This window comes from Streptomyces sp. BRA346 (genome assembly GCF_052851135.1).
The window spans coordinates 219,674-233,633 of record NZ_JAIWIH010000035.1 but is presented as its reverse complement, the minus strand read 5'-3'; the positions used below and the strand labels follow the sequence as shown (position 1 = coordinate 233,633).

Below are 13,960 nucleotides of genomic sequence, written 5' to 3'. Positions count from 1 at the left end.
CGACCGTTCTGCGCTCTCGCCGAGGGCGAACCTTTGTCAACCTACGGCATGAAAGCGGCGGGGAGAAGAGGGGTGGCCGAAGGGTGAATACCCGCCCCTGTCATGCCAGATATGAACGGATGTATCCCATTTAACCAGGGCAACAATGCGTCGTGAGCGCGCCGGATTTTGCCAAACGCTGACCAAATTCAGATTGCCTCTGACTTTTCGAGCGGGGGAGTCTTTACGGCGGTGTTAGCGTTGAAAATGCCCCGTGAGTACTGCCGATGATTTCCCTCGGCGTGAGGAGTGAGATTCTTCGTGGACATGGTTCGATGGCCAGGAGCGCTGGCGGAGCGGTATCGGAAGGCCGGGTACTGGCAGGGCCGTCCGCTCGATTCCTTCCTCACCGGGCACGCGCGGACGTTCGGGGAGGCCAGCGCCCTCGTCGCCGACGGACAGCGGCTCACCTACGCCGAACTGGACCGTCGCGCCGGCCACCTCGCCGCCGGCCTCGTCCGTCTCGGTGTCGGCCCCGGTGACCGGATCGTCGTCCAGCTCCCCAACGTCCCGGACTTCTTCGTCCTCCTCTTCGCCATGCTCCGGATCGGCGCCGTACCGGTGCTGGGTCTGCCCGCGTACCGGCGGAGCGAGGCCCTCCATCTGTGTGGACACGCCGAAGCCGTGGCCTATGTCATCCCCGACACCGAGGCCGGTTCGGGCTTCGACTACCGCGAACTCGCCGATGACGTGCGCGCGCACGTGCCCGCTCTCCGCCATGTCCTGGTGGTCGGCGACCCGGGCCCGCACACCGCGCTCGCCGATGTCGAGCGGGCGGGCCGGGAGGCCCCCGGGCTCCCCGCGTTCGTCACCCCCGATCCGCAGGACGCGGCGGTACTCCTGGTCTCGGGCGGCACCACCGGCCTGCCCAAGCTCATCCCGCGCACCCACGACGACTACGCCTACAACGTCCGGACCAGCGCCGAGCTCTGCGGCTTCGACCGCGACACGGTCTATCTCGCGGCCCTGCCCGTCGCCCACAACTTCGCCTTGGCCTGCCCGGGCGCGCTCGGCGCCCTCCAGGCCGGCGGGACCGTCGTACTGGCCGAATCCCCCGATCCGGACACCGCGTTCGGACTGATCGAGGAGCATCGGGTGACCGCGACGGCCGTGGTGCCTCCGCTCGCCGCGCTGTGGTCGCAAGCCGTCGACTGGAGCCCCCACGACCTCGGCAGCCTGACCCTGCTCCAGGTGGGCGGGGCCCGGCTGAGCCCGGACGCGGCCCGGCGGGTGCAGGCCACCCTCGGCTGCGAGTTGCAGCAAGTCTTCGGCATGGCGGAGGGGTTGCTCTGCATGACGCGCCGTGGCGACGACGCGGAGCGCATCGCGACCACCCAGGGCCGCCCGATGAGCCCCGACGACGAGATACGGGTGGTGGACGCCGACGGCACGGACGTCATGCCGTACACCACCGGCGAGTTGCTCACCCGCGGCCCGTACACCCTGCGCGGCTACTACCGCGCCGCCGAGTACAACAAGACCGCCTTCACCGACGACGGCTTCTACCGCACGGGCGACCTCGTCCGACAGCTCCCGGACGGCGACATCGTCATCGAGGGGCGGAAGAAGGACCTCGTCAACCGCGGTGGCGACAAGGTCTCCTCGGACGAGTTGGAAGGCCATCTGCGCGCCCACCCCGCGGTGCTGGACGCGGCCGTGGTGCCCGTTCCCGACGAGTACCTCGGCGAACGCACCTGTGCCTGGATCGTGTTGCGTGAGGGCCACGCCGCCCTCGGCGACGGAGCGCTCGACGCCTTCCTCGACGAGCGCGGCCTCGCCCCGTACAAGAAGCCGGACGTCGTCCACGTCCTCGACGCGCTTCCGCTCACCGGCGTCGGAAAGGTCGACAAGCGCGCCCTCGCGCGGCGTGCGTCCGACTCCGTCGCCCGGCAGAGCTGACCTCCACTCCCGCACCGGTTCCCTCATCGCGGCCGAGCCGATTTCGTATGTCACGAAGGAGACTTCACATGTCCACGACCACCCTGCCGCCCCGGACCGGCCACGCCCCGTTCTCCGGGAGCCCGGAGCGGGCCGCGGTCCGGCTGGCCGAAGCCGGACCGCACGGGCAGTACGTGGTGTACGAGCGGGACGGAGCCTGGTGGTACGCCGGCGGCGTCCGTGCGGCTCTGGTGCTCGACAGATCCCGGGTGACACTCGACCATCAGGGCGAGGTCACCAGCGCACCCTGGCACGAAGACCCCTTGGAAACCGTTCACCGGATGCTGTCCCTGCTGCCGTATCCGGACTGGCGGGCATACGGCTGGGCCGCCTTCGAGCTGTCGTACGCCCTCGCCGGGGAGCCGGTGGAGCTCGGCACCGAGCCGCTGCTGCGCCTGGTGATCCCGGAGACGGAGGTCCGCCTGTCGGCCGGCGGAGCCGAGATCCGATGTAGCGCCGCGGCAGAGGAGGCCGCGGTGCGCGCGCTGCTCGCAGCCACCGAACCGGACGCCGGGCCCGTGGAGTTCACCCCCGTGCCGGTCGACCTGGGCGAGTCGCCCGAAGGCTCCTACCGGGCCTCCGTCGCACGCGCCGTCGAGGCGATCCGCTCAGGTGAGCTCCAGAAGGTCATCGTCTCGCGCGCCATCCCGGTCGAGCGGGACCTGGACCTGCCCGCGACGTACCTGGCCGGCCGTGCGGTCAACTCGCCGGCCCGCTCCTTCCTGCTCGACCTCGGCGGCATCGAGGCCGTCGGCTTCAGCCCGGAGACCGTCCTGGAGGTCTCGGAGGACGGCCGGGTGTCCACCCAGCCGCTGGCCGGCACCCGCGCGCTCGTCGGGGACCGCGCCGAGGACGCGGCCCGCCGCGCGGAGCTGCTCACGGACGCGAAAGAGATCTACGAGCACGCCATATCCGTCCAGGTGGCATGGGAGGAGATGGCGGGGGTCTGCCGCGAGGGATCGGTGCGCGCCGAGGAGTTCATGGCCGTCAAGGAGCGCGGGAGCGTCCAGCACATCGCCTCACGGGTCAGCGGTGAGCTGCCGGACATGGACCGGGGGCCGTGGCCCGCACTTGCCGCCCTCTTCCCCGCGGTCACCGCCTCCGGGGTCCCGAAGGCGGCCGCGTTCCAGGCCATCCGCCGGCTGGAGCCGGGGCCGCGGGGGCTCTACAGCGGAGCGGTGCTGACGGTCGGCAGTGACGGCTCGCTGGACGCGGCGCTGGTCCTCCGTACGGTCTTCCGGCAGCAGGGGCGGACCTGGCTGCGGGCGGGCGCCGGCGTCGTCGGAGATTCGTCGCCGGACCGGGAGCTGGAGGAGACCTGCGAGAAGTTGCGGAGCGTCTCGCGCTCCTTGGTCCCGGCGGGGGCCGTGGAGCCGACTTCGGCGGCGGGCTGACCGATCCGGTGGCCGCCGGGCACGCCCGACCCGGCGGCCGGGCCTAATCTTTACATTACTGTTCGACTTACGCCGGGTGCGGCATTACAGTGAACCCGAACAGTGGTGTTCAACTTATGGAGTGTGCCGTGGGTTCCGTACCGTCCCCGTCCCCAGTCGCCACCGCCCCCGGCGCTGCGGGCCATCCGCTGCGCTGGCCGATCCTGGCGGTGCTGTGCCTGAGCCTGCTGATCGTCGGCCTCGACGTCACCGTGCTGAACGTCGCGCTTCCCACGCTCGTGAGTGAACTCGGCGCCACCACCAGCGAGTTGCAGTGGCTGGTGGACATCTACAGCCTGATGGCCGCCGGTCTGATGCTCGTCGCGGGCAGCGTCGCGGACCGATTCGGCCGTAAGCCCGTCTTCCTGATCGGCCTCGTCCTCTTCTCGGGCGCCTCGGCCGTCGCCGCCTTCTCGGACAGCACCACGTCCCTCATGGCCGCCCGCGCCGTGATGGGAGTCGGAGAGGCGCTCATCATGCCCGCGACGCTCTCCATCATCGGATCGGTCTTCACCGATCCGGCGGAGCGGATGAAGGCGATCGGACTGTGGTCCGCGATGATCGGTGTCGGTCTGGCGATGGGGCCGCTGGTCGGCGGCTGGCTGCTCGGTGAGTTCTGGTGGGGCTCCGTCTTCCTGATCAACGTCCCCATCGGGATCGTCGCCCTGGCGGTGGCCCTCAGGATCGTGCCGAACTCGCGCGCCGCCATCACCCGGCGGCTGGACCTGCCGGGCGCCGCACTCTCCGTCCTCGGCGTCGGCACCCTGCTGTGGGCGATCATCGAGGGCCCGGTCAAGGGCTGGACCAGTGCGCCGGTGCTCATCGGCTTCGCCGTCTCGGCAGTGCTGCTGGCCGCCTTCCTCGGCCGCGAGCGCACCGCCAAGGAGCCGATGCTCCCCCTGGGGATCTTCGCCAACCGCCGCCTCGCCGTGGGCAACGTCCTGGTCTTCCTGGGCCTGCTGTCGCTGCTCGGCGCGCTGTTCGTGCTCGTCCAGTACCTCCAGTTCGTCCTCGGCTACGACGCGGGGGAGACCGGCATGCGGATCGCACCGACCGCCCTGGTCATCCTGGTCGCGGCCCCGCTCGCGTCCTTCCTCGGGCAGCACGTGGGCACCCGGTGGCTGGCCGCCGCCGGCCTCACCTTCGCCACCGTCTCCTTGCTGCTCCTGGCCACCACCGGGGACGGTGACGGCTACGGCCGGGTGCTCGCCGCCATGCTCTTCCTGGGCTTCGGCGCCGGCTTCATCATCGGCCCGACCAGCGACGCCATCGTCGGCTCGCTCCCCGAGGACGACCTCGGCGTCGGATCCGCCACCAACAGTGCGGCCGTGCAGCTCGGCTCCGCGCTCGGCGTGGCCGTACTCGGCAGCCTGCTCGCGGGCACGTACCGCGACCGGCTGGCGGACAGCGGGGCCGCGGCCGGACTGCCCGGGCCGGCGCTGCACCACGCCGGTGAATCAGTCGGCGCCGCGTTCGCCGTCGCCGGCGAGCTCCCCGGACGGGCCGGGCAGGCGCTCGCCGAGGCCGCCCGCTCCGCCTTCGTCTCCGGCATGGCACCCGCCATGTTCACCGGAGCCGTCGTCGCCGCCGTCGGCATCGTTGTATCACTGGTGTTCTTCCCGAAGGGCAGGACCGGGTCCGCGGACGGGCCGGGCGCGGACGAGTCCGCTCCCACGGAGCCGGGACCCCGCCCCCGTGCGTGACCCGCGCAGCGGGCACCCGCTCCGGGGCCGCCCGTAGACCCGCTGCGCCGGGCCACCGACTGCGTGGTACGGCGCGAAGGAGGTGACATACGCTCCCACCATGTCCACGCCGCAGAACAAGGTACGCCGAACCACCGGATCGGAACGGGACGAACCGCGTCGCCGCGCCGACGCGGAACGCAGCATCGCGGCCATCATCGCCGCCGCCATCGACTGTTTCCGCCAGGACCCGAACATGAGCCTGACCGCGGTGGCGAAGGCGGCCGGGGTCAGCCGGGTCACGCTGTACGCGCACTTCCCGTCCCGTGAAGCACTCCTGGACGCCGTGCTGGAGGATTCCGTACAGCAGGCCGATACCGCGCTCCAGGCCCAGCGGCTGGACGAGGGCCCCGCGGACGAGGCGTTCTCGCGGCTCGTCCGGTCCGGCTGGCACATCCTGGAGCGCCACGCCTTCCTCCTCCTGGCCTCCGAGGGCGTCATCGCCCCGGCCCGTCGCCGTACCCACCACAAGAAGGTGCTCGCCCGCGTGGAGCGAATCCTGGTTCGCGGCCAGGAGGAAGGGGTCTTCCGCACCGACCTGCCGCTGGCCTGGCTGGTGACCACGTTTTACAGCCTGCTGCACGCGGCGGCCGCCGAGGCCGACGCACGGCACCTCAAGACCAAGAGTGTCCCGGACATCCTCGACCGCACGTTGTCTTCCATCCTGCGGCCGGTCCCCAACAGCTGACGCTCCCGTACGGGCGTCCTGCTCCCACACCGGAGAACACATGTGCGCCCATGAAGCCCTCGTCCGTACCTGCCTGGCCGCGATCAGCGCGGGCGATGCGGAAGCCTGGCTCGCCTGCTACACCCCCGACGCGGTGTCGGAGGACGTCCCGCTCAACTCCTTCTGGCGAGGACGCGACGGTCTCGACGCGGGGGTGCGCTCCTGGCTGGAGGCGATCCCGGACACCCGCATGGAGGTGCACACCGTCGTCGCGGGCGACCGGGACGGCACGTGCGAGTGGACCATGTCGGGCACGCTCGAGGGCGCCCTCGACGGGCTGCCTCCACATCTGTCCACGTTGGCCAAGGGAAAGAGCTTCTCCATGCGCGGGGTGACCGTCTACCGGTTCTCCGAGGACGGCAGGATCGAGCGGGAGGCCCTGTACTGGGATCTCGCCGGGGTGCTCGGACAGTTCGGACTCCTGCCGCCCTTGTGAGCCCGGGTGGGCGCCCAGGCCCTCCATCGGCCGCTCTCGCCATGGGGGGGCTCGCATCCCGGTATCCCGGGGCAAGGTATCTTGACCCTGGGGTCAAGATGTGTGTTATCGCCCGAAGGGTAAATTGACCCTCGGGTCAAAATGACCCCGTGTTCCACCCGGGACACGGACACCGCGGACCGCCGCGCAGCGCTCCTCGGAAAGAGGTACGTCGAACGTGACATCAAGCCTGAGGAATGTCTCCGCGCAGGCGGACGACACGCCTGATCGGGGCGAGGGGACGGAAGCGACCGGGGTGCGTCCCGCATTCGTGACGCTCGCGTCGGACGACACTGTGGGCGTGTGCACCGTGGACGGGGAGTGTTCCTGATGAGCGCGCCCGAGCGCCCCGAGGGCCGGCTCGTCGTCGATGTGTGGAGCGACATCATGTGCCCGTTCTGCTACATCGGCGACACGCTGCTCGCGCAGGCCCTGGAGAAGTTCCCCCACGGCTCCGACGTCGAGATCCGCTACCACAGCTTCCAGCTGATGCCGCACCTGCCGGCCGACCATGCCGTCGACCTCAACGAACTCCTGTCGAAGGAGCGCGGTTTCCCCAAGGCGCAGGCCGAGGCGATGAACGCGCAGGTCACCGCTCGCGCCGCGCAGATCGGACTGGACTTCCGGCTCGACTCCGCGATCGCGACCAACACCCGCGCCGCCCACCGGCTGATCCACTTCGCCGAGAGCCAGGGCCGTCAGCACGACATGGTCCAGCGGCTCTTCCGCGCCTACTTCACCGACGGACTCCATGTCGGCGACCACGACACCCTCGCCGGACTGGCCGCGGAGATCGGCCTCGACCGGAGCGCCGCCCACGAGGCGCTGGACAGCGGCGCGTTCGACGCCGACGTCGACGCCGATGTGCGGCAGGCCGGGCAACTCGGCATCGGCGGAGTCCCGTTCTTCGTCTTCGACGGTCAGTACGCCGTGTCCGGTGCCCAGCCGGTCGAGACGTTCCTCGAGGCACTCGACGTTGCGTGGAAGGGCACATTCACCAAGAGCGCATGAGTGGCTGGTGTCCCTGCTACCGCGCTCCGCCGCACCGAGTTCCGTCGCGACCGGCTCGGGCGCACGCGGCAGGTGTTGGAGACCACCTGGAACAACTGGCTCACCCGGCTGTTCACGGCCGTATGCGAAGACTGCGCGGGGGTGGTCCCGGATGCGGAACCCGGCGGGACGGGCTGGGAAGCGCTCCGGCGTCGGCTGTACAGGTCCGCCGAGGACCTGCGCGAGGCGTACGGCCCCGAAGCCTTCGATCCGGCATCGGCCCGTGTCCTCATCGGACAGGGTCATCTCCGACGCGACCGCCAGTAGGTCACCGGATGCGGGGGCTTCGGGGGCGGTTGGGTCAGCGGTGGAGGGGCCATGCGCGGCGGATGAGGCTACGGACGGTGATGATCGCGGCGGCGAGGGCGATGAAGAACTCGACATGACAGGTCGGCCGCTCATTCCCCCAGCTCTTCGGGGGCGAACCGGCCGGTGTTGGCACGGATCCAGGTACGCAGGTGGGCCAGCGGCTCCAGGGCGCCGCGGCCGAGATTGGTCAGCTCGTACTCAACACGCGGCGGGACCTCCGGGTAGACGGTGCGCACGACCAGGCCGTTGTCCTCCAGGCGCCGCAGGGTCTGGGTGAGCACCTTGGGACTGACGCCCTCCAGCTTGCGGCGCAGCTCGCCGAAGCGGCGGGGGCCGCCTTCCAGGGCGGTGATGGCCAGGCCCGTCCATTTGTTGGCGAGCAGTTCGAAGACGGCGCGGCCCGGGCAGAGCAATCCGTAGATGTCGTGCCGGTACGCGCGCTCGGCCATGCCGGAAAACTGCCTCTGAGCTGTCACGGTTTCCAAAATATACTTGGCGCCCTTGCAGGTGATCGTGGGGTCGCCCGTACGTTCGCGGCATGCACTCGATGGCCGCTTCCGCCCCTGTCCGCGTTGGCCTTGTCGGCCTCTCCGCCCGCGGCGGCTGGGCTCCCCAGTCGCACCTGCCCGCTCTCTCCCGCCTCAAGGGGTACGAGCTGCGCGCCCTTTCGGCTTCGAGCGCCGAGTCCGCCCGGGCGGCGGGCGAGAAGTACAGGGTGCCGCTCGCCTTCGGCAGCACCGCGGAGCTTGTGGCGAGCGACGAGGTGGACCTGGTGGTCGTCAGCGTCCGGGTGCCGCTCCACCGCGAGGTGATCCTCGCGGCGCTCGGCGCGGGCAAGGCGGTGCTCTCCGAGTGGCCGCTGGGCAACGGGCTCGCCGAGGCAGAGGAGCTCGCGGCCGCCGCGGCGAAGGCCGGAGTGCGGACGTTCGTCGGGCTTCAGGCCCGCTCGGCGCCCGCGGTGCGGCAGGTGCGGGACCTGGTCGCCGACGGGTATGTGGGCGAGGTCCTGTCCACCAGCCTGGTGGCGTCGGGGCGCCGGTGGGGCGCCACCTTCGAGCCGGGCGGAGCGTACCTCCTGGACCGCGAGAACGGCGGCACCATGCTGACGATCCCCTTCGGGCACACCGTCGACGCCGTAGCCCAGGTGCTTGGCGAGTTCACCGAGGTCTCCTCGACACTCGCGACCCGGCGGCCCGTGGTGCACGAGGAGGGCACGGGCCACGCGGCGGCGATGACCGTCCACGACCAGGTCGCGGTGAGCGGCCGCCTCGCATCGGGCGCGGTCGCCTCGCTGCACTTCCGCGCCGGGCTCTCCCGGGGCACGAACTTCCACTGGGAGATCAACGGCACCGAGGGCGACCTCGTGGTCACGGCCGACCACGGCCACCTTCAGCAGGCCGCGCTCACCGTCCACGGCGCCCGGGGCACAGCCGCCGCCCTCGCCGAAATCCCGCTGCCCGCCCGCTACTTGGACGTACCGGAACTTGCCGGTCTGCGGAGGCACACCGCCTACAACGTGGGCGCGCAGTACGCGCAGATCCACGCCGACCTGGCCCAGGACACGGCGCTCTCCCCGGACTTCGCGCACGCGGCGCGGCGGCAGCGGCTGCTTGACGCGATCGAGCGGTCGGGGGATTCGGGGACGCGGATCACCCTCTAAAGAGCGTCTGCGGGTAGGCGTTGACTTTGCCGGTTTCCGCACGCGGACGGGCATGGCGCCGTGATCGTGGAGTTGTTCACGCTCTGCGACCGGGGAGGCGCCGTGAACCGCTACGACGACTTCGCCAAGGTGCTCGGCCCACTGCCCGAGCAGCCGGCGCTGAGCCTGGATGCGGGCTATGACTATCGGCCGGTCCACGCCGACCTCGACGCACGCGGCATCACCGCGAAGATCGCCAAACGGGGCGAACAGACCCGATCCAAGCCGACGGACGGTGGGTCGTAGAGCGCACGAACTCGTGGATGAACAACTTCGGCAAGCTACGCCGATGCACCGAACGCCGCCGCGCCTGTGCCGAGTTCTCCGTCGCACTCGCCGCCGCGCTCATCACCGTCCGTAGCCTCATCCGCCGCGCATGGACCCTCTACCGCTGGCCCAACCGCCCCCGAAGCCCCCGCATCCGGTGACCTACTGGCGGACGCTCTAGTAGTGGGGCGTGGGTCACTCGGCTGGGCAAGGGCCTGGGCCCGGGCGGTGATCCGCCCGGGCCCGGAGGTTCGGTGTTCAGACCCGTACGAGTCGGGCGATCGCCTTGGATGCCTCGGCGACCTTGGTCCTGGCCTGGGAGTCCGCGGTCCGGCAGGTCAGCCGTCCAGGCGGCCGGCGAAGTCGTAGCCGGCCTCATCGACGGTCTTGGCGATCAGCTTGTCGAGCGCCCCGTCGGGCTTGGCGGAGGGAGGTCGTGACGGTCACCAGGCCAGTGCCGATCTCGACCTCGACAGCCTTGACGTCGCCGAGAGCTTCCACGGCTTTGGTGACGATGCCCTGGCAGTGGGCGCTGCCGACGCCGTCGACCTGGTAGACGGTCCTGCTCTCCGAGGTGTGGCAGCTTCCGTCCGTCCCCGCGCAGCGGACCTACGAGCGCGGCTCAGGTACAGAATCCTCGCCCACCACGGTCAGGTCGTCGCCCAGGGCTGCGGCGATTTCGGCGGCCCGGGAGTGATCGTCCAGCCGGCGTGTCAGGTAGGCGCAGGCGTGGTGATGCCGGAGTGACCACCAGGCCGCGGAGCCGCCGATCCCGCCTTTGGCGATCTTGCCCTTGTCGCGTACGAAGCCCAGCGTCCAGGTGATCTCGGTGCCGAAGACCTCGTCATAGTCGGTGACTTGGGAGGCGAGGAGCTCGGTGTGCAGCTGTGGCCCCAGCAGTTCTCGTACCGGTCCGTCCTCGCTGATGAGATGGGAGAAGAACGCGGCCATTGCCGTCGCGGTCGTGTGCAGGTTGACCGCTCCGAAGACCGACTGCCGCCACGCCCGGGAGTTGGTCCGCTTCGTGTCCAGGGCTCCGGCGGGGATCTGAAGCCATGGTGCCGCGTGGAGCAGCCGTGGCCAGTTCGGGTCCGCGTATTCCAGGTCGGCGACGCGGTCCAGTGCGTGATCTGGAACGCCGAACCAGGCGTCGAGGTGCAGCGCGGGCCGCACCACATCGTTGAATATCTCTCCCAGCGTTGCCCCGGCGCCCGCGCGCAGGATGCCGTCGACCAAGTGGCCATAGGTCAGCGCGTGTTCCCCGAGTGATGTCCCGGGAGCGTACTCCGGCGCCGCCTGTGCCAGGCTTGCCCGCAGGCCGCTGTCGTCCAGGAGGTCAAGATCTGCGGCTTCGGGTCCGAATCGCGGCTGACCCGCCCGGTGTGTGAGCACGTGGCGGAGGGTGGTCCGCTCCTTGCCCCGGCTCCCGTACGCGTTCCAGTACCCGGCGATCGGCTCGTCCAGCGTCAGCGCACCGTCGCGAACCGCTACCAGGGCGGCGAGCGTGACGAACGACTTCGACAGCGAGTAAGGCTGGACCAGCGTGTCGCCACGCCAGGGACGGCTCCGTCCGGCATCAGCCCACCCCGCGTTCAGCCGGACGACCTCGCGACCCTCCCGCCACACTGATACGCCCGCACCTGTTTCCAGGCCGTTGTCCACCAACCGCTGGAAGGCTTGACGCACCCCGTCATACCCGTCCTCGGCGAAACCCTCAACGTTCATCGCACCTGCCTCTACGCCCGCTCCGTCAGGGGTGCACTTCTGCCACCAAGTTACCCCGGAGGGGTATCTGGCTCGTTGGGGTGCGTCGGCGGGGTTGCGGATACTGGGGCGTATGCGTATCGACGAACCCCTTCTACAAGCTGCTGACCTCGGTCGTCGTGCCTCGGCCCATCGCCTGGGTGTCCACCATCAACCCGGACACCGGGACGGCGAACCTCGCCCCTGCGAAGTTCTGCGGAAAGCGGTATCGGTGAGCTGGACGTTGGCCCAGGCCAGACCGACGGGCAACCGTCCTCGGGGCGGGGTGGGGCGGCTGCGCACGGCGACGAGCGCCCGGGGGGAATCCGGCCGTCGCCGGATGACCGGGCGCGGGTGCGTAGCCAGCGGCAGCGGACTCGGGCTGGCGTCTTCCGTATGGGCGTCGGCCAAGGCCTCGCCATGGCCCTGGAACGACGATGTGGAACCCGAAAACTGATGTGGGCGGCGCGGAGGAGACACTCCACGGTCCCGCGCTTCAGTCCTCACGGGGCAGCACGCCGCGTCCCGTCGCGGAGTGAAGGTGGTCGCGGGCCGGCTCCTGGCAGTGTCGGCAGACGACGACCGGTTCGAGAACCTCACCGCAGCTGTGGTGCAGCACCACTGGCGGATGGTCCGCGTTGAGGTGCCTGTCACCCCATCGCATGAGCGTGAGAAGGACGTCACCGAGTTCTGATCCCGCCGGCGTCAGGTGGTATTCGCAGCGCTGCGGGCGCTCGCTGTACCGTTCCCCCTTGATGACGCCCACTGTCTCCAGCTTGCGCAGTCGGGTGGCCAGGATGTCTCGTGACATGCCTGTGTTGCGGATGATTTGGTCGAAGCGGTGCACTCCGTGCATCAACTCGCGCACCACAAGCAGTGACCAGCGTTCTCCCACCATCTCGAGCGCATCGGCGATGGAGCACTCGCGGGGAGCCCTCGACTTGGGCATGCCCACCATTCTAGATGAACAGCCGACGTCTTGGGGCCGGCCGCAACCATGGCGGAGGGGGCATTTATCGGCCTTGGCGTGACTTTTCGCCACGCCGCTGCCGTGTGCCGCCTCCTGTGAGACCGCCAAGCGGTTCGGGCCGGTCGAGTATGCCGGATACGGCCACTTCCGCCGGGCGGATCTTCTGGGCGAGCGGAACGTGGTGATCGCGTTACTCGAACGCGATCACCATATCCGGGTACCGGTCAGGCGGCTCTGGTCGGCAAGGGCCTCGCCAGGGCGGGTTTGGGACGTTGCTCACCGTGCCCCGGTGTCCAGCAGAGCGCCGGATCTCAGATGCGTTCGACGATCAGCGCGTTGGCCATGCCGCCGGCCTCGCACATGGTCTGCAGTCCGTACCGGGCGTCATGGTCCTCCAGGTTGTGCAGGAGCGTGGTCAGGATGCGCGCACCGCTGCCACCCAGCGGATGACCGACGGAGATGCCACCACCGCGCACGTTGAGCCTGTCGATGTCCACACCGGTCTCCCGCTGCCAGGCCAGCACCACTGAGGCGAACGCCTCGTTGACTTCGAACAGGTCAATGTCCGTTGCCGCGAGTCCTGCCTTGGCCAGCACCTTCTCCGTGGCTGGCATGATGGCCGTGAGCATGAAGAGGGGGTCGCCTCCGGCCACAGCGAAGGAATGGAACCGAGCGCGGGGCTGTAGCCCGAGACGCCGGGCGACATCCGCTTCCACGATCAGAACAGCGGCGGCGCCGTCGGTGAGGGGCGAGGAGTTGCCCGCGGAGACCGTCCAGCCGATCTCCGGGAATCGCTCCTCCATCCGCGGATCGTAGTAGGCGGGCTTCAGCCCAGCCAGTGCCTCAGTGGTAGTGCTGGGGCGCACGGTCTCGTCACGCTGTCCGCTCCACGCCACTTCCCGGCCGAAGTGACCACTGTCCCAGGCATTCGTGGCACGCTCGTGGGACAACAAGGCGAAGGCATCCTGCTCGCTGCGGGTGATCTTCCAGCGGGCCGCGATCAGCTCTGCGCTGATGCCCTGGCCGACCAGCCCGTCGGGATAGCGCGCAGCTACCGCCGGCCCCCACGGATCGGTGCCGGGCAGCACGCTCGAGCCCATCATTACGCGGGACATCGACTCCACACCGCAGGCGATGGCGATGTCGTACGCTCCGCTCATCACTCCCTGAGCCGCGATGTGGGCGGCCTGCTGGGAGGAGCCGCACTGCCGGTCCACGGTCATCGCAGGCACACTTTCGGGGAATCCGGCGGCCAGCACGGCGTTGCGCGTGGTGTTGAGCGATTGGTCACCTACCTGGGTCACGCATCCGCCGATGACATCGTCGATCAGCCCCGGATCAATCCCGGCACGATCCACCAGGGTTTGCAGCGTCCGGGCGAGCAGGTTCACCGGGTGCTCCCCGCTCAGGGCCCCGCCAGGTTTGCCCTTGCCGGTAGGCGTACGAACCGCTTCGATGATGACTGCGTCACGCACAACGACTCCTATGCGATCGAGATGGGAGGTAACTCGGTAAGGCTGGTGGAACGGGGCCGCTGCCATCGCGGGGGCTATGGGACCGGTACCCCG

At 69.8% G+C, this 13,960-nt stretch carries 13 protein-coding genes and 2 pseudogenes; 10 read left to right on the top strand and 5 right to left on the bottom strand.

The features are described from left to right. Positions 1 to 306: 306 nt before the first annotated feature. From LCH29_RS33345 to LCH29_RS33315, 7 genes are all read left to right on the top strand, one after another. Entirely contained in the window at positions 307 to 1,938 is a 1,632-nt protein-coding gene (locus LCH29_RS33345) for a (2,3-dihydroxybenzoyl)adenylate synthase (protein WP_446465452.1), read from the top strand. 68 nt (positions 1,939 to 2,006) lie between these two features. Then, positions 2,007 to 3,371, top strand: a complete 1,365-nt coding sequence (locus LCH29_RS33340) for a salicylate synthase (protein ID WP_446465419.1) — start codon at positions 2,007 to 2,009, stop codon at positions 3,369 to 3,371. A gap of 128 nt (positions 3,372 to 3,499) precedes the next feature. Next, positions 3,500 to 5,113: a DHA2 family efflux MFS transporter permease subunit gene (locus tag LCH29_RS33335; protein ID WP_446465418.1), complete on the top strand. Its 1,614-nt coding sequence runs from the start codon at positions 3,500 to 3,502 to the stop codon at positions 5,111 to 5,113. A gap of 100 nt (positions 5,114 to 5,213) precedes the next feature. Beyond that, positions 5,214 to 5,840, top strand: a complete 627-nt coding sequence (locus LCH29_RS33330; protein WP_446465417.1) for a TetR/AcrR family transcriptional regulator — start codon at positions 5,214 to 5,216, stop codon at positions 5,838 to 5,840. Positions 5,841 to 5,880: 40 nt separating this feature from the next. Continuing rightward, positions 5,881 to 6,315, top strand: coding sequence for an ester cyclase (locus LCH29_RS33325; protein ID WP_446465416.1), 435 nt, complete (start codon positions 5,881 to 5,883; stop codon positions 6,313 to 6,315). A gap of 369 nt (positions 6,316 to 6,684) precedes the next feature. Next, positions 6,685 to 7,365, top strand: a complete 681-nt coding sequence (locus LCH29_RS33320) for a DsbA family oxidoreductase (protein ID WP_446465415.1) — start codon at positions 6,685 to 6,687, stop codon at positions 7,363 to 7,365. Continuing rightward, positions 7,366 to 7,671 (top strand): hypothetical protein, encoded by a 306-nt coding sequence (locus LCH29_RS33315; RefSeq protein ID WP_446465414.1) that lies wholly within the window; start codon positions 7,366 to 7,368, stop codon positions 7,669 to 7,671. It begins immediately after the preceding gene. Positions 7,672 to 7,802: 131 nt separating this feature from the next. On the opposite strand, the gene LCH29_RS33310 is transcribed toward LCH29_RS33315, so the two are convergent. Then, positions 7,803 to 8,189, bottom strand: a complete 387-nt coding sequence (locus tag LCH29_RS33310; protein ID WP_446465413.1) for a winged helix-turn-helix transcriptional regulator — start codon at positions 8,187 to 8,189, stop codon at positions 7,803 to 7,805. A gap of 62 nt (positions 8,190 to 8,251) precedes the next feature. Here LCH29_RS33310 and LCH29_RS33305 point away from each other — a divergent pair, with 62 nt between their 5' ends. After that, the gene (locus LCH29_RS33305) at positions 8,252 to 9,373 is read left to right on the top strand and encodes a Gfo/Idh/MocA family protein (protein WP_446465412.1); all 1,122 of its coding nucleotides are present in this window, start codon (positions 8,252 to 8,254) and stop codon (positions 9,371 to 9,373) included. A 129-nt stretch (positions 9,374 to 9,502) separates the two neighbouring features. Continuing rightward, a pseudogene (locus LCH29_RS33300) lies at positions 9,503 to 9,840 on the top strand (IS5/IS1182 family transposase); the annotation flags it as partial. A gap of 214 nt (positions 9,841 to 10,054) precedes the next feature. Here the strand turns inward: LCH29_RS33300 and LCH29_RS33295 are convergent. Together LCH29_RS33295 and LCH29_RS33290 are read right to left on the bottom strand one after the other, a co-directional pair. Beyond that, the gene (locus LCH29_RS33295; protein ID WP_446465411.1) at positions 10,055 to 10,180 is read right to left on the bottom strand and encodes a hypothetical protein; all 126 of its coding nucleotides are present in this window, start codon (positions 10,178 to 10,180) and stop codon (positions 10,055 to 10,057) included. A gap of 108 nt (positions 10,181 to 10,288) precedes the next feature. Beyond that, the gene (locus LCH29_RS33290) at positions 10,289 to 11,404 is read right to left on the bottom strand and encodes a serine hydrolase domain-containing protein (RefSeq protein WP_446465410.1); all 1,116 of its coding nucleotides are present in this window, start codon (positions 11,402 to 11,404) and stop codon (positions 10,289 to 10,291) included. Positions 11,405 to 11,484: 80 nt separating this feature from the next. Between LCH29_RS33290 and LCH29_RS33285 the strand changes: the two are divergent. Continuing rightward, positions 11,485 to 11,637: pseudogene (locus LCH29_RS33285) on the top strand (flavin reductase family protein); the annotation flags it as partial. A gap of 281 nt (positions 11,638 to 11,918) precedes the next feature. Here LCH29_RS33285 and LCH29_RS33280 read toward each other — a convergent pair. Further along, positions 11,919 to 12,371 (bottom strand): winged helix-turn-helix transcriptional regulator, encoded by a 453-nt coding sequence (locus tag LCH29_RS33280; protein ID WP_446465409.1) that lies wholly within the window; start codon positions 12,369 to 12,371, stop codon positions 11,919 to 11,921. Between the two features lie 332 nt (positions 12,372 to 12,703). After that, the gene (locus LCH29_RS33275) at positions 12,704 to 13,867 is read right to left on the bottom strand and encodes a thiolase family protein (RefSeq protein WP_446465408.1); all 1,164 of its coding nucleotides are present in this window, start codon (positions 13,865 to 13,867) and stop codon (positions 12,704 to 12,706) included. Between the last annotated feature and the right edge of the window lie 93 nt (positions 13,868 to 13,960).

Bases quoted from the DNA above. Each gene is read 5' to 3' on its own strand.
- LCH29_RS33325 (WP_446465416.1), top strand. From the start codon at position 5,881: ATGTGCGCCCATGAAGCCCTCGTCCGTACCTGCCTGGCCGCGATCAGC.
- LCH29_RS33320 (WP_446465415.1), top strand. From the start codon at position 6,685: ATGAGCGCGCCCGAGCGCCCCGAGGGCCGGCTCGTCGTCGATGTGTGG.
- LCH29_RS33290 (WP_446465410.1), bottom strand. From the start codon at position 11,404: ATGAACGTTGAGGGTTTCGCCGAGGACGGGTATGACGGGGTGCGTCAA.
- LCH29_RS33340 (WP_446465419.1), top strand. From the start codon at position 2,007: ATGTCCACGACCACCCTGCCGCCCCGGACCGGCCACGCCCCGTTCTCC.
- LCH29_RS33280 (WP_446465409.1), bottom strand. From the start codon at position 12,371: ATGCCCAAGTCGAGGGCTCCCCGCGAGTGCTCCATCGCCGATGCGCTC.
- LCH29_RS33305 (WP_446465412.1), top strand. From the start codon at position 8,252: ATGCACTCGATGGCCGCTTCCGCCCCTGTCCGCGTTGGCCTTGTCGGC.
- LCH29_RS33345 (WP_446465452.1), top strand. From the start codon at position 307: ATGGTTCGATGGCCAGGAGCGCTGGCGGAGCGGTATCGGAAGGCCGGG.
- LCH29_RS33330 (WP_446465417.1), top strand. From the start codon at position 5,214: ATGTCCACGCCGCAGAACAAGGTACGCCGAACCACCGGATCGGAACGG.